The following is a 19,547-nucleotide window of genomic DNA, read 5'->3' as shown; positions in this document are numbered from 1 at the left end:
AGGCAAATCAAAGTCGCTTGCACGCCTTGGTTTAAGACATGCTCCCCATCAATACGTTGAATAAAAAGCTCTTCATTCAACGCAGGGTTGGAAAATTGCACATGAATGGCACGTTTTTGGGCGGATAAGCCTAATTTTTCAAGTATAAGAGCAATCGAATTTAACATTTTAAAAGTCTGTTTTTTAAACTTTGTATAATTATGCTGCGAATGATATAGGCTAGCCATCAGACTTGACCAGCCTATTTTATTAATAAAAATGTAACATCTTAATAATTATTATTTTTTACAATCTCTTAAATTAACCTTTCTGAACCAAATAATGAAATTCTTTATTTCCATTTTCATCAAGACGTTCTTCTTGAAGCAATAGCTCATGACCTAAATGCATACAAAATTTCGGAATATCCCAAGAGGTCGAATTATCTGTTGCAAAAACCTCAACAATATCGCCCGATTTTGATTTACGAATGGCTTGATGCAACATCATCACAGGCTCAGGGCAACGTAAGCCACGGGTGTTTAATTGAATTGATGGGGGCACAGAAGGCTCAGACATTAGAAAACTCAGTATTAAAATCTAAGGCTATTTTAGCATAATCCTGACGACCGAATGTTAGCTTGAAAAATGCAGATGATAACGTCTTAAAATGACTTGATCGCTCATCATCTAGATCAACATTAACAATAGACAACTGTATTTTCTACGGTATGATAAAATCATCATTTATTAGATATTAAGAGTCTTTAGGAAAGATCATGCAAGAGGAATCCGGCCCGTCGTGGGGCATGCGCGGCTTACGTAAATGGCTGGGCACTGCACCAGAAACCCGTGACGAACTGTTGAAATTGGTACAAGATTCACGTCGCTTCTTAGAACCCGATACAGTTGCCATGCTCGAAGGGGTACTCGACTTACCTGCAACTAAAATCCGCGAGGTTATGACCCCCCGTACTGCGATGATCAGCTTACAAGAAGATGATGAGCTATTAGATATTTTGCATGTACTTGTTGAATCTGCACACTCACGTTTCCCAGTCTTTTCCTCAGACCAGCCAGACAATGTTGTCGGTATTTTGTTGGCCAAAGATTTGTTGCCATTTTTGACAGAGCCGACCACCAAAGTCGATATTCGTGCATTAATGCGTCAACCCTTATTTGTACCCGAGAGCGCGCGTTCTGACCAAGTTTTACGTATGTTGAAAAATACCCAAACCCATATCGCTGTAGTGATTGATGAATATGGCACAACTTCAGGTTTAGTGACTTTAGAAGATATTCTTGAAGAAATTGTGGGTGAAATTGAAGATGAACACGACAAAGTTGATGAAGAAGCTCAATTTATCATTCCAGATGAAGACCCGCTGAGCGCAAATACATGGTTGGTTCAAGCACTTACACCAATTGAACACTTTAACAATCTTTTAGATGCTGATTTTTCAGATGATGAAGTAGAAACTGTGGGCGGCTTACTGCTACAAGAAATGGGCTTAGTCAGTGATTTACAAGGTCAAGTGATTGAACTTGAAAACTGGGAGTTTACCATTTTGGAGGCAGATGCACGTACCATTCATCTGATCCGAGCTGTCCGTAAATGAGAACCTACTTTGATAAGCTGCTAAACCATTCACAACAAAAAAAACAGCTACCTTTCATCTATCCTTTGCTGATCGCATTATTTTCAGGTGCCATATTCAGCTTGTCGCTGGCACCTTATCATTATTGGTGGTTGGCGATTTTATCTCCAGCCCTGCTGTATGCCTGCTTAAGTCAGCGTACCCCTAAACAATCGTTTTTCATTGGTCTAGCTTATGGCTTTGGCTTATGGTTTGTCGGGGCTTTTTGGCTGTATACCTCGATCCATGTCTATGGTGATACCAATTCAGCACTCAGTGTTTTGATGATTGCCATTATGGCAATTGTGATGGGGCTGTTTACCGCAGTTCAGAGTTGGCTCTACCGCCGCTTCTTTCCAGAAACACCACTGACCTTTGCGCCACTTTGGGTGTTTTTCGAGTGGAGTAAAACTTGGGTCTTTACTGGTTTTCCATGGTTGTTTGCAGGTTATGCCTTTACTGAACGATTCCTCGATGGCTATGCGCCATTATTCGGGATCTTTGGGGTATCTTTCGCGGTCATTGTATTGGCCTGCGCCTTGGTTGAAATCCTGCGTAAACGCATCTTTTGGATTGTTCCCTCTGCCCTTGTTTTGCTCGGTGCATGGGGTGCAGCGCAACTGCAATTTGTTCAGCCTAAAAATGAAAAACCGCTGAGTGTTTCCTTAATTCAAGGCAATATTCCACAAGATTTAAAATGGTTAACAGAATACCAAGCTCAAACCTTAATGAAATATGCGTCATTAAGTCGGACCGAATGGGGGCGTGATGTCATTGTTTGGCCGGAATCCTCCATTCCAATGTTCCAAACCGATATTGAGCCGTTTTTGGATGCGATGAAAATCCAAGCCAATAAAACAGGTACGGCTTGGGTGACAGGTATTCCCTATTGGGATTTGGCAGAATCACAGCAAAACCAACACCCTATGTATTACAACACCATCATGGCAACTGGTGATGAATCTTCTGGTCTATACAAGAAGCAACGTCTAGTCCCCTTTGGTGAATACATTCCGCTTTCAGGGATGTTAAGTTGGGTACTACCTGCCCTACAAAATGACCCGTCGATGAGTGGCTTTTCACGTGGCGCAAACAACCAAAATCCTTTGAATGTTAAAGGTCATGATTTAGGCGCAGCGATTTGCTATGAAGTGGCTTATCCTAACTTAACGCGCCGTAATGCCAGTCAAAGTGACTACCTAGTGACTATTTCCAATGACGCTTGGTTTACTGGAACAGCGAGCCCACATCAGCACCTACAAATGGTTCAAATGCGTGCCAAAGAAAATGGCCGTTGGTTTATCCGTGCAACCAATACCGGCATTACCGCCTTTATTGATCATAATGGCCACATTGTGAAACAAGCACCGATGGATAAAGATGCGGTACTTCGTGGTGATTTACCTGCCATGCAAGGCGAGACACTTTACACACGCTTAAGTGATTGGCCTGTGTTGATTTTCTCATTCTTGTTATTGGTTCTCGGTTGGATTTATCGCCCGCGTAAAGTTGATATTTCTTTTAAATCACGCCGTTAATTCCGCTACAAAAGATCAAAAAACCGAGCCAAAGCTCGGTTTTTTATTGATAAACTTTCAGGGTGCCAGCTCACCTTACTTTTTCAAAGTAACTTAGTGCCTAGGGGAATCTCTGCATCAGGCACACAAAGAGCAACATGCCCCTCTGCATTATGAAAACCTGTGACCAAACACTCTGACTGGATCGGCCCAATTTGTTTTTTTGGAAAATTCACGACGGCAACGACCAATTTTCCCAATAGATTTTCCGGCTGATATAGCTGTGTAATTTGCGCACTGGATTTTTTAATGCCCAGTTCCTCTCCAAAATCCACATAAAGAATGTACGCAGGTTTACGTGCTTACTCAAAGACTTCCGCCTGTACAATTTTCCCCACACGTAATTCAACTTTCAAAAAATCTTGCCAATCGATCTGTTGCATTTTTCCCTCTTTCTTTTCTTTGTTGTACTTCATCTAACTATCTAAGATCTGATATTTAAAGATTATAAAAATTTCATTCAGGCTGACCATATGTGAAACAGACATTCGATGCGTCAAAACGGACAAAGCAAGGTTATGTTAGAGCGCGTACCATGTAGAAGTATGCACTGATGTACGCTACGAACTGTTCATTAACACGAGACATAAAAAAACTGGAACAAGCTCCAGTTTTGAAGGTTAATTTTGGGGTTATAACTGCGTAACTAAATAGGAAAGCATGGCAGCTAAAGATACCATTGGAATATATCGATAAAGACGAACAACCAGTTGTTCGATGGCAGATGCATGTTCTTGTTTTAAATTTGCCACAGTCGCTTTTAATGCAGACCAAAAACTTAAAGCCAGTAATGAACTCATTAAGCTCATGGCAAAGAAGCCCACCATAATTTGGCTACTGCCCTCAGTGCTTTGCCATAAATACACAATGCCTTGACTGATCGGCAGAATACTTAAAATCAAAAGAACAGATTTCAGCATAGACCAATGAAATTGGTTAATTTCATCCGTTAATAATAATGCTTTCATACTATCCTCCATGGCTAAAAAAGTACCATAAAAGATATTATGCGCGGTTTTATTTAAATGAAAAGCCTATATTTATTCATATTTTTCGATTATTGTAATCAATAAAATTGGGAATAATTCTTATTATAAATATCACATATTTTATATTATATAATTTAAATTAAATTCAACAACTTAATATTAATTTTATAATTAAGATTTATTATCACTTTACTCAATATTGAAACATCCTATTAAGTAAAGTGATTAATTCCATTAAAACTGAATATATAATTATTCTCAGTTAGTGTTTATAGTAAATATCAGCATCATTTTCTTCACCGCCAGACTGACCATCCGCACCAAATGAATAAAGATCATAAGGACGGCCTTCAGAACCTGGAATCACATATTGAATGTCATTGTCCCAACTGTCTTTTGGATAGCCACCTTTGATATAGCCACCCGGCAACCAGTTTTTAGCAGACTCAGGTTTAGTGATCAAAGCATTTAATCCACCGTCTTGCATTGAAGGGAATTTACCATTATCCATTTTGTATTGATCTAATGAGCCAGCGACACTTTTTAAAGTAATGGCCGTAGTATCGACTTTAGCTTTTTCACCACGGCCCATCACGTTCGGTACAATCAGCGCAGCCAAAACACCTAAAATGACAATGACCACCATCACTTCAATTAAAGTAAAACCTTGTTGCTTCATATTTTTTGTCTTCACTTGCATGTTACAAATCTCTGTTCACATCATTGTTAGAATGTCTTAAATCATATTATTCATATTCACGATTGGCAGCATCACAGCAATCACGATCACCAGTACAATGCTCGCCATAAATACCAACATCAGCGGTTCAAGTAACGCCAATAAAGTTGAAATTAAGGTCGTCACTTCACGGTCTTGCATCGTCGACGCACGTTCTAGCATCCGGTCTAATTCGCCTGAACTTTCACCACTTTTGATCATTTGTACCATCATCGGTGGGAAATAACCACTTCGCTCAAGCTGTGTTGCTAAATTACCACCTTCTGTTACTTTCTCTGCCGCAAGGTTGACCGAATCTCGAATCACCCAATTATTACTGACCGCTGCGCCAATTTTTAAAGCATCGACCAATGGCACGCCAGACTTGGTTAAAATCGATAAGGTACTAGCAAAACGAGCGGCATTAATGCCTTTAGACAGTTTGGAAAATAACGGTAATTTCAAGGTCAATCGATCAAAGGCATAATGTCCCGCCGCTGTTCTGAGGAATCGAACCAAGAGAAAAATCGAGACTACGCTACCGACCAATAAAAATGGCCAGGCCATTCGAATAAAATCACTGGCTTTCATTAAAGCGACCGTTATCCACGGCAAGGCATCTTTGCTTTGGTCAAAGGTTTTGACAATATCTGGGACCACATAGGTCATGAGTCCCATCACAATACCGAAAGACATTAACATCAGGATGATGGGATAAATCATCGCACCCTGCACTTTTTTTTGCATGGCAAAGCGGTTTTCGGTGTAATCGGCAAGTTGGTCGAGAATGAGATCGAGATGACCTGAACGCTCACCTGCTGCAATTGTGGCAATATACAGTTCAGGAAAGCGTCCCGCTTGTTGTAGTGCGTTGGCTAAAGAATGCCCTTCCAAAACTTTAGAACGCACCGACATCAACAGGTTTTGCACATGGGCTTTTTCATTTTGTTTTCCCACAGCACGAATCGCTTCTTCTAATGGAATTGCAGCGGCAACCAAAACTGAAAGTTGGCGAGTCAATAAAGCCAAGTCATAGGCATTCAGCCCTTTTTGAAACAAGCGCTGCTGCGTGTGTTTGTCTTTTTGCTCTATCGGATCGACAGCAACTGGAATAAGTGACTGATCTCTGAGCTGTTGACGAATTTGACGCGCAGAATCACCCTCAAGTACACCCTTCTGCTGCTTCCCTGAAGCGTCTATGGCAGTAAACTGATATGCAGGCATTGTAATGCTCTAATTTTCCAAAATTTCTATCAGCGCAGTTGCGTCTGACCATCAAAATCATTCATATTCTTAGATATAAAATATGAGCTCACTCTAACACAACTCCTTTACGATCACGACGAAATTTAATCAGGAACTTATCCACGTTTTATGGCAAATTCAGCGAGCATTGCAACACCTATTTACCGCGTTCGAGTCGCCGTTCCGGTATATTTATACGACTGCTTCGATTACAGCTTAAGCCAAGAGCAATACCAACAAGCTGAAGTAGGTGCACGCGTTGCTGTATCTTTTGGTCGGCAAAATTTGACCGGCATCATCGTGGAAAAAATTGCACCCGATGCACCACTCGATTCAAGCTTTAAACTCAAGGCCATTACTGAACTACTTGATGATCACGCCATTTTAGATGAGAAAGTTTTAAATTTATTGACATGGTCTGCACAGTATTACCAATTTCCGATTGGTGAAGTGATGCAAAGTGCCCTTCCGACGCTGTTACGCCAGGGAAACCCCTATAATTTATTGGCACGGACATGGAATCTGATTGACCATAATGCTGAAGCCAAAATTAAACGTTCAGAGCGTCAACAAGAAGCGTATAAAATACTAAAATTACATCCCACAGGCACAGGTGAAAATCTTTTAAATTTGTCAGGTGTGGAAACAGCAACACTCAAAGCCTTAGAGAAAAAAGGCATCTGCGAATGTGTGTTAGCAGAACAAGACTTTAGCCCGATGCCGATGAGCATGGCGCAAATGCCACTTACGGCAAACCCTGACCAAAAAAAAGCGATCGATAGCGTATTAAAAGCACGTAAAAAATATCAGGCCTTCCTGCTCGATGGCTTAACTGGCAGTGGTAAAACTGAAGTCTATTTACAAATCATGCAAGAGGTTCTCAAGCAAGGCAAACAGGTCTTGGTTTTAGTGCCTGAAATTGGACTCACCCCACAGACCATTAGCCGCTTCCAATCACGTTTTCATTGCAATATTGCCCTATTACATTCGGGGTTAAACGATTCAAAACGTATGCAAGCTTGGCAAGCTGCGCAAACGGGCAAGGCTTCAATTATCTTAGGCACACGTTCTGCGATTTATACGCCACTGCCTAATCTAGGTTTAATTGTGATTGATGAAGAGCATGATCTGTCCTTTAAACAACAAGAAGGCTTTCGCTATCACGCTCGGGATGTCGCACTTTACCGTGGGCATCTGGAACAATGCCCCGTAATTTTAGGTTCTGCCACGCCTAGCATTGAATGCTATGCCCTTGCCAAACAAGGCAAGATGACAATTTTGGAACTAAACCAACGCGCAGGCACCGCGGTCATGCCGAAAATGCACATCCTTGATCTTAAAGTGGCACAGAAGCAGCATGGAATCAGCCAACTTTTGATTGGTGAAATCCGTAAACGGCTTGAAAAAAAAGAGCAAGTATTGGTGTTTTTAAACCGCCGCGGTTATGCACCTGTACTGATTTGTGAAAGTTGTGCATGGCAAGCCAAATGTCCACACTGTGATGCCAATTTCACGGTTCATCGTACACCTTATCAACATTTACATTGTCATCACTGCGGCACCATTCACCGTATGCCAGATCACTGTCCACAGTGTAATCATCAGGAGCTCAAATCTATTGGGATGGGCACAGCCAAAGTTGAAGAAAGTTTAAATGAGTTGTTTCCTGAACATGACATCATTCGAGTGGATCGTGACTCAACCAGCCGCGTTGGTAGTTGGCAAAAGATTTATGACAAAATTCAAAAAAGTGAGCCTGCTATTTTGCTTGGTACGCAAATGCTGGCCAAAGGTCATCATTTTCCTTACGTCACCTTGGTGGCGATTTTAGATATCGATTCAGGTCTGCTGAGTGTGGACTTCCGTGCCATCGAACGTACCGCTCAACTCATTGTGCAAGTCACAGGGCGTGCCGGCCGTGGCGAACGTAAAGGCGATGTATTCCTACAAACATTAAGACCCGACCATCCGCTTTTGAATATTTTGGTCAATGAGAACTACCGAAAATTTGCCAAAGAAACCATGAAAGAACGGGAAATGGCACAAATGCCACCGTTTCGCTATGCCGCATTGGTACGCTGTGAGTCAAAAAACCAAGAACTCAATACTGAATTTTTACAGCAACATGCCCAATTGCTGCGTCAGGACTCTGCTGGAATTATTGATATTTGGGGGCCGATTCCTGCCCCGATGGAGCGCAAAGCAGGGCGTTACCAATCCCACATGGTTTTGCTGTCAACAGATCGTGCACGCTTACATTATTATCTGCGTTATTGGTGGCAAAACATCTTACATAACAAGCCATCAAATATGAAATTGAGCCTCGATATAGACCCACAGGAACTCAGTTAAACGCGTACAATTCAGTCTGAAAATATCAGTCATACTGAATTGCAACTTTCGACCAAAAACACAACTCTAGGACGAGTAAATGTCACTACTGTTACAGATCACAATTTTCCTTGGCGCATCCTTATTGCTTGTCCCTTTGCTCAAGCGCTTTGGTATTGCAACGGTATTGGGATATCTGTTCACCGGTATTTTGCTCGGCCCCGATGTCTTTAACATTGCCAGTGATCCCCAAGCGATCCAAGAGCTTGCTGAGTTTGGCGTGATCTTACTGATGTTCCTGATCGGCCTCGAACTCCGTCCACAGCGTCTATGGAGTATGCGTAGTTCTATTTTCGGCATGGGGAGTTTACAAGTCGGTCTGACCGGTCTTGTTTTAGCGCTAGGCAGTTTTTTTGCATTACAACAAGGCATTGCAGCCAGTATCGTTATCGGTTCCGCTCTTGCTCTTTCTTCTACTGCCTTTGTCTTGCAGATGCTGAGTGAGAAGCAGCAATTGAACACCACCTATGGGCAACAATCTTTTTCGATTTTGCTGTTTCAAGATATGGCCGCGATTCCCCTGATTGCAGTCATTCCCCTGCTCGCAGGAACAGAATCATCACATCACGGAATCGCCTATTTCGCTGCAATCATTGCGACTTTTTCAGGCTTATTTTTATTTAGTCGATACTTAATGCGGCCTTTTTTCCGCTTCGTCGCGAAAAGTGGTGCGCATGAACTGATCACCGCTGTCGGTTTATTTATAGTGCTGGGTGTCGTGGTGTTGATGGATGTACTTGGCATCAGTACCACACTGGGTGCTTTCCTCACAGGTGTGTTACTTGCGGACTCAGAATTCCGCCATGAACTCGAGGCCAGTATTGCTCCGTTTAAAGGGCTTTTACTTGGTCTGTTCTTTATGACCGTGGGCATGACCACGGAACTGTCGTTGTTTGTTGAAATGCCATGGTTCATTATCGGTGGTGCGTTGGCACTGATGCTCATCAAAATGGCGTCAGTTACCGCGATTGCACGTTATCTCAAAAATTCATGGCGCAACAGTATTTTACTGGCGACCTGTTTGGCTCAAGGCGGTGAATTTGCCTTTGTGGTCTTTAGTGTGGCGAAAAGTGAAAATGTCGTACAGCAAGCCATTTTGGAGCCATTAACCCTCATCGTCACTTTGTCGATGGTGTTGACCCCAATGTTGTACTGGTTAATACAATCACAAATTTTGCCGCGTTTTAATCCAAAAACCATCCCCGAATATGACGACATTCCGGATGAACATAATCCTGTGATTATTGCGGGCTTTGGACGTTTTGGACAAATCATTGCTCGTGTGGCGCATTTACAGCATTTGTCTTTTACCGCCATTGATAGCAACTTAGACAAAGTCGATTTCGTACGTAATTATGGTGGTCATCTGTATTATGGCGATGCCACACAACCAGATATTTTACGCGCTGCGGGCATTGAACATGCCAAAGTGTTTGTCCTTGCCATTGATGATATTGAAGACTCAATGAACGTGGCACGTCATATTCGTCTGAATTACCCTCAGTTAAAATTGTTGGTCCGCGCGCGTGACCGACATCAAGTGCATTTGCTGCGTGATTTGGGGATTGAGCATATTTGGCGTGAAACCTATTTATCCTCTTTAGGAATGGCCTATCACATGCTGTGCGACTTAGGCATCAGCGATGAAGATGCCTATAAGAGTATCGAATTGTTCCGTGATTATGATGAGAAACTGCTGACTCAACAGCAGCAAATCTATACCGATGAACAAAAGATTTATGAAACGCATCGTAACGCTTTAGCTGAACTGGAACATTTGTTTGAAAGCGATGCGCAAGCCCGTGAAAAACCTACAGGTGTTGATTTACAACGCAGCTTACAACGTCATCGTATTGATGTCACAAGAGATGATAATGAATGACTTGTGTTTTACAATATCGTCACCATTAAAGCAGGGTTATGGAGAATTTTATGTCAGATTTACGCCAACGCTTTTTTATTGAAGATAGCCCTGTTCGTGGAGAAGTGGTTCATCTTGAAGAAGCCCTACAAACGATTCTTGCACAGCGTGACTATGCACCTGCTGTACAAATTCTCTTGGGTGAAATGCTCAGCGCGACTGCCTTGTTGGCCAGTACCTTAAAAATTAAAGGTCGTATTAGCTTACAAATTCAGGCTGCAGGCACATTTAAATGGGCAATGGCGGAATGTAATCATCTCGGTGAAGTTCGCGCACTTGCAGATTATGAAGAAGACCCGCACTTTCAAGCCGCTGAAGACAGCAGCACAGTACTAAAAGCCTTGGTAAACCCAGTACTTTTCATTAATATCGAGCCTGAATTTGGTGAGCGTTATCAAGGGATTGTACCTTTAGATAAACCGACATTAGCGGGTTGCTTGATGCAATATTATGATCTATCTGCACAGATCCCAACACGTATCGTCTTAGCAAGCAGCAACAGCCGTTCAGGTGGTTTGCTGATCCAGTTATTACCACGTAACAACGAAGAAGAACAACGCCGTGTCGATGAAGATCTATGGCCACGTTTAACCATGCTCACTGAGACATTAAAAGCAGAAGAGTTAACGTCTTTATCCGCAAATGAAATCTTATATCGTTTATACAACGAAGAAGAAGTTCGTCTTCCTGAAACTGAGGCCTTAAAATTTGGCTGTACATGTTCAAAAGAACGCTGTGCGACAGCACTTGAACAAATCGGTGTTGCTGCAGTTCGTGAAACCCTAGAGTTTCAAAACCCAATTGAAATGGATTGCCAATTCTGTAATACAAAATATACCTTTACTGCAGAAGAAGCTTTATCCCTTTTTGGTCAACACCTCAGCTAAATCATCGTGATGATTGAAAGCCTAAATCTAAGCATCCTTCGGGGTGCTTTTTTATTATTCCCATTAAATTTAGAACAGTTACTTTCTTGCGCTTAGTCGAATGGTTGCGAACTTTATAACCTCAAGATGATCAGCTGTATTTGCGATCAATTTTTTTTCGAGTAGAATCGCGCCAGAAATAAAGTCAAAAAACCAACAAGGCTTTATTTTTAATAGAAAAATAATGTAAAAAAACTGGATAAAATATGAAACTCAAAATACTCGCTATTCTTTTAGCCATGTTCTGCTTTGGCCCAATAACAGCACATGCAGCAGACCTCGTCGGGACATGGAAAACCATAGATGACAAAACAGGCTATGCCCGTGCAGAAGTCCAAATCACCAAATTAAAAGACGGTAGCTATAGCGGTAAAATCACCAAAGTACATGCCATCCCTAACCGCCCTGTCACCACCATTTGTGAAAAATGCGAAGGTAAACTCAAAAATGCACCTTTAATTGGTTTACCGATCTTTTCTGGCTTTAAACATAATGCAAAAGAGAATGCCTATACCGATGGCAAGGTGATCGACCCACTTTCAGGCAATACCTATCAAGGTAAAGGCCAATTGAATGCGCGCGGCAATGTGCTGACACTTCGAGGTTATGTTGGAACCACGCTTCTCGGCCGGACGGTATCTTGGATCCGCGTCAACTAAAGCAGCATTTCGGCTTTCATTGGCATGATGAATTCAACTCCAGACGAGTTCATCATGCCGATAACAATCTACTTTGAGATGAATTCCGACTATTTTACTAGTGCGTAGACGTTCAGCATAAACCTCATTTAGCGCCAACACGTTCATGTTTTGGCTCAAAATATAAATATCAATCCTTAAAAAATCACTAGAATATTCATATTATTTCAGGCTACATTAAACCCATAATATTTTTATGCCTTTAAGTTTTAGGCATCCGCTTTTTGTGTAATGTGGGTAATTGTATGGCTGTTAAATTCCTCCCTTCTTTCCTGTTCGGCATGTTCTCCATCTGCAGTTTATCCTCTGCTTTTGCAGCGATTGACCCCTTAGTGGGGACATGGAAAACCATTGATGATAGAACAGGTTATTCACTTGCCGATGTGGTGATTCGCAAAGATAAGCATGACCTGTATTCGGCCACTATTATCCAAAGCCGAAGCGTACCGGGAACGACAAATGTTTCGACATGCACGCAATGCACCGGTGCTCAGAAAAATAAACCCATGGTCGGTTTAACCACCTTAAGCGGCCTAAGCGCTGATCCGGAAAAGCCCAATGAATTTGTGGGTGGAGTGATGCTCGATCCCAAATCAGGCAAGCACTACAATGCACGCGCTCGTTTAATGAATAATGGCAAGCATTTGATCATCAATGGTCGTACTGAAGGCTCTGCAATTGGACGCAATGTCACTTGGGTCAAAAATTAAGCGCAAGGCCTTTAAATCATTAAAGGCCTGTTTTAACTTAAAATTTAGAGTAAAAACTCCATATTAAAGCAGCGTTTTAAAAAAATATGCCAAATATATCACAAACTATCACATTGATTTTGTAGGACTTTATATATAAATTAGGCAACTTACTCTAAAAACACAATTCTGAATTTTCAGGGGATGAAATGAAAAAAATATATCAACAATTATTTGCCGGAATACTACTTAGCACTTTGTCAGGATTGTCAATCGCTGCGGAAACCGATCCGCTAGTGGGGAAGTGGAAAACCGTCGATGACCGTACAGGATATTCGCGTGCAGACGTTGAAATTCGCAAAAAAGCCGATGGAAGCTATGAAGGCATCATTGTCACCACACGCAATGTCCCTGGCACTGAAAAAATGGGCGTCTGCTCGAACTGCCCAGGTGAATTGAAAAATAAACCTTTTATCGGCTTGCCATTTATTTGGGACTTTAAACAAGATCCAAAAAATCCACGTGAATTCCAAAACGGTAAAGTTCTGGACCCGATTGGTGGAAAAATCTATAAAGGCAAAGCAAGACTTAGTGCTTCAGGAAAACATTTAACTATACGTGGGTATGTTGGTGTATCTGTGATTGGTCGTAGTGTCACTTGGATAAAATATTAATTTTAAATGTGTTTTCAAAAGCCTCCTCGTGAGGCTTTTTTATTGTCATGTTTTGAAACAATAAGATGCTGTTTGCCCCTATGACAGTTTGATGAACCCTTCTATATTGATTAAAACATGATCAATATCTATACAGAGAGTATGCCAGACAATCACTATCAAACTTTAGGGATCGCCCGAGATGCTTCGGCAGATCAAATTAAAAAAGCCTATCGAAAATTGGCGCGTAAATATCACCCTGACGTCAGCAAAGAAGCTGATGCTGAAGCGCGCATGCAAGCGATTAATGTTGCATACGACACCTTGAGTGATGCCGAAAAGAAAAAACAATACGATTATGAACTCGATCATCCACAAGGATTTGCTGGGTTTAATGCTGGCAACCAAGGTGGTTTTGACCAATCTCAGTTTTATCGCCAATCGACGAGTGATGGTCAGCATGCGGACTTTAGTGGATTTGAAGACTTGTTTGGTCGTTTTGGGCAAGGCTTTGGTGGCGGTGACTATCAGTATCAACGTGCAAACCGCCAAACCAAGAGCTTCCGTGGTGAAGACCAACACGCCAGTTTAGAAGTGGATTTAGAAATCGCATTTCATGGTGCAACGCAGAATATCACCTTACAGATTCCAAGCCTCAACGCCCATGGTGAGCCTGAAGTCCAACGTAAAACACTGCAAGTCAAAATTCCTGCAGGTATGAAATCAGGTCAACAAATTCGACTCTCCGGCCAAGGGCAAGCTGGCTATAACGGTGGAGCCGCCGGCGATTTATACATTGAAATTTTGTATAAACAAACTGAGCAAACCCGTGTAGAAGGCGTTGATATTTTCCAACAACTGAATATCAGTCCATGGGAAGCCGCATTGGGTCAAAAAATTGCATTTATCAGTCCTGATGGCAAAACATTAGAACTACAAATTCCTAAAAATGCACGTACTGGTCAGCAGCTACGATTAAAGGACAAAGGGATACCAAATAAAACACCCGGACACCTTTACCTGATTTTAAATATACAGATACCAGCTGCACAAACCGAACAAGAGCAACAAGCATATGCGGCTTTTGCTCAAGCTTTTCCGTCATTTAATCCACGACAGTCTTAAGGAGAGCACCATGACAACAATTCATTATCGTGAAATTGTCTGTGACGGATGTAAACAGACTGAAATCGTAGACGAAAAAAGTAGTTTTGATCTACAACACTTTGCCTCTGCCTGTGGGCAAAGTCCAGAATGGGTTCTGCAACTACTCGAATACGATATTCTGCCTAGCCGTTCAGAAGACAGGATTCATCAATTTTTTGGCGATGATATATCTCGCGCACGGCGTGCGTATCGGCTTCAACGAGATTTCGATGCCAGTTTTACTGCGGTCGCTATGATGCTTGATTTAATTGACGAAGTTCAACAACTACGTCGCCAAGTCAAACACCAACAGTTTCATTCACATTAAATGTAATCATGAACGCTCTGCCTCGCAGGGCGTTTTTCTTTTCTTGTAGAGTTTGTCTTGTAGAGGAAGTGATCGACAACCATGAAAACACGAGATTGCAATAAAAAAGTCAAAAACATGTTTCCTGAGTACCGTGATTTGGTCTCTCAGTTACGTGATGAAAATCCATATTTTGCACGGATCTTTGAAGAACATGATGAGTTAGATCGTGAAATTATTCAATTGGAATTAAATCCTGTCAATCATCATAACACGGATATTGAGACCATTAAGCGTAAGAAATTAAAGCTAAAAGATGAAATTTATCGCTTGCTGAAAAGTAACGAAAATGATGATATCTCTTGAGATATCGATTCATGTATAGGGGATTTTTCATGATGCATGTCGTTCGCAGTACAACCCACGAGGCTACGCAATTAAATTACTAAGACCATAAGGATCGGTCAAATCGCGTTGTACTGCAGATTTTTAAAAAACAATAAAATCATGACAAAGGATTCATCATGCAAATACATCATGTGCTATTTGGAGCATTACTCAGTTTCAGCGGTCTGTTGCATGCCAATGATATGACCAGTGTTTGGAAAACAATTGATGACCAAACAGGATATTCACGCGGCGATGTCACCGTCGTTAAAAATGCCGACGGGACGTATAGTGGAACACTCACTGCAATATGCCCATTGCCGTACAAACCCTTGGTTGAAGTATGCTTAAAATGTAATGGCAAACTCAAAAATGGGTTTTGATAGGTTCCGAAATTATCAAAGAATTTAAACCAGACCCACAACATCCAAATGAATATAGCAATGGAACCGTGCTGGATCCCCTCTCGGGCAATATCTATAAAGGCAAAGGCAAGCTGAGTGCAAATGGCAAACGTTTAACCATGCGCGGCTATATTGGCGTGTCTGCACTCGGACGTAGTACCACATGGATTCGTAATGATTAACAACTAAACCCGCCCATCAGAGAAACTGACGCGAACTATTTGAGTTTCGTCAGCTTCTCAATTTCTTTCATGGTTTTAACCGTACCTTTGACTGTGCCCTTCACCGTCTGTTTGATTGGTTTATAATCCATAAACCAAAACAGATTCATATGTTGATCGCCGTGCTGCTGTGCCAACATATCAATCACGCTTTTTTCACCGCGCCCGACCAAATGCCGTCGATAAAAATAATACAGTAGTAAAATCGTGGTGATCAGCATGATGCCGAGCATGATCCAAAAACCGGTTGGCGATTTGAGTCCCGGAATAAACTCAAAGTTCATGCCGTATATACCGGTTAATAAGGTTAATGGTGCGAAAATCGCCGTAATAATCGCCAGAATCCGCATATTTTCATTGGTTTGGTTGGCGACAGCTGAAAAATGCAGATCAATCGCGGCCTGCACAGCACTGCGTAATCGTGTGGTGTGTTTTTGAATGCGTTCGATATGACTGCTTAAATCATCTACGCGAACCAGCATGATATCCTGCTTTTCACTGCGCTTTTTGCCTTTCAAATGTGGGTAATTATCTACAACTTCATCACGCAGTTCTTGTAAAGCTTCAATTTGCTCTTCACACAAATTTTCCACTTGCTGAAAGGCCATATTTTCCTGCAACAACTGATGCCACTTGGTAAAACGTCGATGGCCTTGCAGCAATTCTTGCTGCCAGAACTCGACACGGCGGGTCAATGGAACACGTAAATCGAGGTATCCATCCACCATATTATTCAGTAAACGCAATGCCAAATCTAAGGGTGTAAGGGCTAATTTTCGTGGTTTATTTTGTTCATCAATCGGCCGAGAAATTAAGGTTTCAATTCGTTGGATATAACTTTCAATGGCTTTGTTGCCTTTTTCGCGCACCGTGATCAGCACTTGGGGCGTGAGCAAAAAACTGATCGGGGTGGTCGCCAAACCAAAGACCCGCTCATGCTTTTCAAGAGCTTCTGCACCTGCAACAATTTGGTCATCGGGTGTGACCATTTTTCTAAAAATTAATAAATCATAATCATCGAGTGTGTCAAAGGCACACGGATGCTCTAAATTTAAAATATCCCGCAGATGGTATTCATTGACCCGCAAGTCTGATGCCTGAAAAATATCACTCTGCCACTGCTCTGGACGGTTGACGACATCTTCACGGGTACAATCAATCCAAATAAACTCAGGTTCAAGTTCAGGATGATGCTCACATTGCGCTTGGTCTTGCACATAGATATGCGCGGCTGTTGGATGCTGAAAAAAATAATAGGTTTGCATATCTCATTTATTATTGTGTTTACTTTTTGCATGATGCCATAAAAAAAGCCTTGAGCAAGTCAAAGTTCATACTCTGACTACACTCAAGGCTTTTTAGAATCCATTCACAGAGCCGTAACCATGTGAATCAACAAACCATTAAGCTTGTTCGATGTCTTTCATGGTTAATTTGATACGACCACGGTTGTCGACATCAGCAACTTGTACTTTGATCTCTTGACCTTCAGACAATACGTCTGAAACGTTCGCAATGCGTTCGTTAGAAATTTGAGAGATGTGAAGTAAACCATCAGTACCTGGAAGGATGTTTACAAACGCACCAAATTCAACGATACGAATCACTTTACCAGTGTAGATTGTACCTGGTTCGATTTCAGCAGTAAGCGCTTGGATTTTCGCAACAGCAGCAGATGCAGCCGCTTTAGTTTCACCAAATACGCGAACTGTACCGTTGTCTTCGATATCAATTGCCGCTTTAGTTTCTTCAGTGATTTGACGGATTGTTGCACCGCCTTTACCAATCACGTCACGGATCTTATCAGGGTTGATGTTGATCACTTGGAATGTAGGTGCATGCATTGAAATTTCAGGACGAGCACGTGAAATCACTTGGTTCATTGCATTTAAGATGTGCATACGACCTGCATACGCTTGGTTTAATGCAACTTCCATGATTTCTTCAGTGATACCTTCGATTTTGATATCCATTTGAAGTGCAGTAATACCGTTTGCAGAACCGGCTACTTTAAAGTCCATATCACCAAGGTGGTCTTCATCACCCAAGATGTCAGAAAGCACTGCGAAACGTTCGCCTTCTTTCACAAGACCCATCGCAATACCAGCAACTGGCGCTTTAATTGGCACACCAGCATCCATAAGTGATAAAGAAGCACCACATACAGACGCCATTGAAGATGAACCGTTTGATTCAGTAATATCAGATACGATACGAATCACGTACGGGAAGCGGTCAGCTGCAGGAAGAACAGCTTGTACACCACGACGCGCTAGACGACCATGACCGATTTCACGACGTTTAGGACCAGATTCACGACCAGTTTCACCTACAGAGTATGCAGGGAAGTTGTAGTGCAACATGAAGTTGTCAGTTTTCGTACCTGCTAATGTATCCACCATTAACGCATCACGTGTATTACCCAAAGTTGTTGTTACCAACGCCTGAGTTTCACCACGTGTAAATAATGCAGAACCGTGAGCACGGTCTAATACACCAACTTGTACGTCAAGCGCACGAACTGTTTTCGTATCACGGCCATCAATACGTGGCTTACCTGACAAGATGTTGTCACGTACTGTACGGTATTTAAGGTCTTCGAATAATTCAGCTAAGTCGTCAGCGATACCATCAACGTCTTCTTCTGGAACGAATTGAGCAACAGCTTCAGCTTGAAGCGCATCAAGTGCTGCATAACGATCGTGTTTAACCGCGATTGTGTATGCTTCAGAGATTTTCGCTTCAAACGCTTCTTTTAATTTCGCACGAAGGTCTTCGTTTTTCGCAGGTGCAGTCCAAGTAGACTCTGTTGCACCAGCAGCTGCAGCAAATTCTTTAATCGCTTGGATCGCGATTTGCATTTCGTCATGACCGAACAATACAGCGCCAAGCATTTGGTCTTCAGAAAGTTCTTTCGCTTCTGATTCAACCATCAATACCGCAGATTCTGTACCTGCAACCACAAGGTCAAGATCAGATTCTTTTAGCTGTTCGTGGTTCGGGTTTAGGATGTATTCACCGTTGATTAAACCAACGCGTGCACCACCGATTGGACCACGGAAAGGTGTACCTGCAATTGCAAGAGCAGCTGAAGTACCTAACATTGCAGCAATGTCAGCTTCCATTGTCTTATCAGAAGAAATAACAGTCGCAGTCACTTGAATTTCGTTGTAGTAACCTTCTGGGAACAATGGACGAATTGGACGGTCAATTAAGCGTGAAATAAGCGTTTCAGCTTCAGACGCACGGCCTTCACGTTTACCATAACCACCTGGAATACGACCTGCAGCATATTGTTTTTCTTGGTAGTTAACAGTCAATGGGAAGAAGTCTTGACCTGCTTTCGCTGTTGGCTGAGCAACAACAGCAACAAGAACTTGTACACCACCCATAGTGATGATCACAGTATTCGCTTGACGCGCAATACGACCTGTTTCTAGGACAACTTGATGCTGACCATATTGGAATTCTTTACGAATAATATTAAACATCGACATGTTTTATTTTTTCCTGATTTTATTCTAGTGGAGACCCCTAAGGTTTGGCATTCATTCAACGCCCCAAACGCTGTAACATAAATGACAAAGCTTAGAAGCCGACCTCACTAGAGATTAAAAACATTAATTTAAAATACTAATTTAAGACACAAAGAAGGAGCG

At 42.0% G+C, this 19,547-nt stretch carries 20 protein-coding genes and 1 pseudogene; 13 read left to right on the top strand and 8 right to left on the bottom strand.

Going from position 1 to position 19,547, the window contains the following annotated elements; translation table 11 throughout:
* Both FTU22_RS16460 and tusA read right to left on the bottom strand, forming a co-directional pair.
* A partial coding sequence (locus tag FTU22_RS16460; protein WP_180092921.1) for a hypothetical protein occupies nt 1–167 on the bottom strand: 167 nt, incomplete at its 3' end.
* 133 nt (nt 168–300) lie between these two features.
* Complete coding sequence (tusA, locus tag FTU22_RS02960; protein WP_078189780.1) at nt 301–558, bottom strand: sulfurtransferase TusA; 258 nt, start codon at nt 556–558, stop codon at nt 301–303.
* Nucleotides 559–758: 200 nt separating this feature from the next.
* Here tusA and FTU22_RS02955 point away from each other — a divergent pair, with 200 nt between their 5' ends.
* Together FTU22_RS02955 and lnt are read left to right on the top strand one after the other, a co-directional pair.
* Complete coding sequence (locus tag FTU22_RS02955; RefSeq protein WP_078189781.1) at nt 759–1,598, top strand: HlyC/CorC family transporter; 840 nt, start codon at nt 759–761, stop codon at nt 1,596–1,598.
* Nucleotides 1,595–3,154 (top strand): apolipoprotein N-acyltransferase, encoded by a 1,560-nt coding sequence (gene lnt, locus FTU22_RS02950; RefSeq protein ID WP_180024762.1) that lies wholly within the window; start codon nt 1,595–1,597, stop codon nt 3,152–3,154. The genes FTU22_RS02955 and lnt overlap by 4 nt, the downstream gene beginning before the upstream one ends.
* 83 nt (nt 3,155–3,237) lie before the next feature.
* Here the strand turns inward: lnt and FTU22_RS02945 are convergent.
* The 4 genes and pseudogenes from FTU22_RS02945 to gspF form a co-directional block, all read right to left on the bottom strand.
* Nucleotides 3,238–3,576 (bottom strand): annotated as a pseudogene (locus tag FTU22_RS02945) (tRNA-binding protein).
* Between the two features lie 249 nt (nt 3,577–3,825).
* Nucleotides 3,826–4,161, bottom strand: a complete 336-nt coding sequence (locus FTU22_RS02940) for a hypothetical protein (protein ID WP_078192809.1) — start codon at nt 4,159–4,161, stop codon at nt 3,826–3,828.
* Between the two features lie 283 nt (nt 4,162–4,444).
* On the bottom strand, nt 4,445–4,882 hold the full coding sequence (gene gspG / locus FTU22_RS02935) for a type II secretion system major pseudopilin GspG (protein ID WP_180034998.1): 438 nt from the start codon (nt 4,880–4,882) through the stop codon (nt 4,445–4,447).
* Nucleotides 4,883–4,918: 36 nt separating this feature from the next.
* Nucleotides 4,919–6,124: a type II secretion system inner membrane protein GspF gene (gene gspF / locus FTU22_RS02930; RefSeq protein ID WP_180034999.1), complete on the bottom strand. Its 1,206-nt coding sequence runs from the start codon at nt 6,122–6,124 to the stop codon at nt 4,919–4,921.
* Nucleotides 6,125–6,274: 150 nt separating this feature from the next.
* Between gspF and FTU22_RS02925 the strand changes: the two genes are divergently transcribed.
* The 11 genes from FTU22_RS02925 (at nt 6,275) to FTU22_RS16270 (ending at nt 15,849) form a co-directional block, all read left to right on the top strand.
* A complete protein-coding gene (locus FTU22_RS02925) occupies nt 6,275–8,497 on the top strand; it encodes a primosomal protein N' (protein WP_180092918.1) in 2,223 nt (740 codons plus the stop codon).
* 79 nt (nt 8,498–8,576) lie between these two features.
* The gene (locus tag FTU22_RS02920) at nt 8,577–10,418 is read left to right on the top strand and encodes a monovalent cation:proton antiporter-2 (CPA2) family protein (RefSeq protein WP_180092915.1); all 1,842 of its coding nucleotides are present in this window, start codon (nt 8,577–8,579) and stop codon (nt 10,416–10,418) included.
* Nucleotides 10,419–10,468: 50 nt separating this feature from the next.
* A complete protein-coding gene (gene hslO / locus FTU22_RS02915) occupies nt 10,469–11,344 on the top strand; it encodes an Hsp33 family molecular chaperone HslO (RefSeq protein ID WP_111885623.1) in 876 nt (291 codons plus the stop codon).
* Between the two features lie 245 nt (nt 11,345–11,589).
* Nucleotides 11,590–12,042 (top strand): DUF2147 domain-containing protein, encoded by a 453-nt coding sequence (locus tag FTU22_RS02910; protein ID WP_180035003.1) that lies wholly within the window; start codon nt 11,590–11,592, stop codon nt 12,040–12,042.
* A 284-nt stretch (nt 12,043–12,326) separates the two neighbouring features.
* On the top strand, nt 12,327–12,791 hold the full coding sequence (locus FTU22_RS02905) for a DUF2147 domain-containing protein (protein WP_180092912.1): 465 nt from the start codon (nt 12,327–12,329) through the stop codon (nt 12,789–12,791).
* A 188-nt stretch (nt 12,792–12,979) separates the two neighbouring features.
* On the top strand, nt 12,980–13,444 hold the full coding sequence (locus FTU22_RS02900; RefSeq protein WP_078192815.1) for a DUF2147 domain-containing protein: 465 nt from the start codon (nt 12,980–12,982) through the stop codon (nt 13,442–13,444).
* A gap of 141 nt (nt 13,445–13,585) precedes the next feature.
* On the top strand, nt 13,586–14,548 hold the full coding sequence (locus tag FTU22_RS02895) for a DnaJ C-terminal domain-containing protein (RefSeq protein WP_180092948.1): 963 nt from the start codon (nt 13,586–13,588) through the stop codon (nt 14,546–14,548).
* A gap of 10 nt (nt 14,549–14,558) precedes the next feature.
* Nucleotides 14,559–14,897 (top strand): chaperone modulator CbpM, encoded by a 339-nt coding sequence (locus FTU22_RS02890; RefSeq protein ID WP_111885626.1) that lies wholly within the window; start codon nt 14,559–14,561, stop codon nt 14,895–14,897.
* A gap of 81 nt (nt 14,898–14,978) precedes the next feature.
* On the top strand, nt 14,979–15,242 hold the full coding sequence (locus FTU22_RS02885; RefSeq protein WP_078192816.1) for a YdcH family protein: 264 nt from the start codon (nt 14,979–14,981) through the stop codon (nt 15,240–15,242).
* 158 nt (nt 15,243–15,400) lie between these two features.
* Nucleotides 15,401–15,646: a hypothetical protein gene (locus tag FTU22_RS16275; protein ID WP_228157213.1), complete on the top strand. Its 246-nt coding sequence runs from the start codon at nt 15,401–15,403 to the stop codon at nt 15,644–15,646.
* A complete protein-coding gene (locus FTU22_RS16270; RefSeq protein ID WP_257225871.1) occupies nt 15,643–15,849 on the top strand; it encodes a DUF2147 domain-containing protein in 207 nt (68 codons plus the stop codon). Before FTU22_RS16275 ends, FTU22_RS16270 begins: the two co-directional genes overlap by 4 nt.
* A 35-nt stretch (nt 15,850–15,884) precedes the next feature.
* Here the strand turns inward: FTU22_RS16270 and FTU22_RS02875 are convergent, their stop codons facing one another.
* On the bottom strand, nt 15,885–17,153 hold the full coding sequence (locus FTU22_RS02875) for a magnesium transporter CorA family protein (RefSeq protein WP_180092909.1): 1,269 nt from the start codon (nt 17,151–17,153) through the stop codon (nt 15,885–15,887).
* Nucleotides 17,154–17,291: 138 nt separating this feature from the next.
* Nucleotides 17,292–19,379 carry a polyribonucleotide nucleotidyltransferase gene (gene pnp / locus FTU22_RS02870; protein ID WP_180092946.1) on the bottom strand — a complete coding sequence of 696 codons (2,088 nt, stop codon included), beginning with the start codon at nt 19,377–19,379 and terminating at the stop codon, nt 17,292–17,294.
* Nucleotides 19,380–19,547 lie beyond the last annotated feature (168 nt).

The sequence above is a fragment of the Acinetobacter sp. YH12076 genome (assembly GCF_013419525.1).
GTDB classification, from domain to species: Bacteria; Pseudomonadota; Gammaproteobacteria; order Pseudomonadales; family Moraxellaceae; genus Acinetobacter; species Acinetobacter amyesii.
The sequence above is the reverse complement of the archived record's forward strand: the minus strand, read 5'-3'. Positions and strand labels throughout refer to the sequence as shown.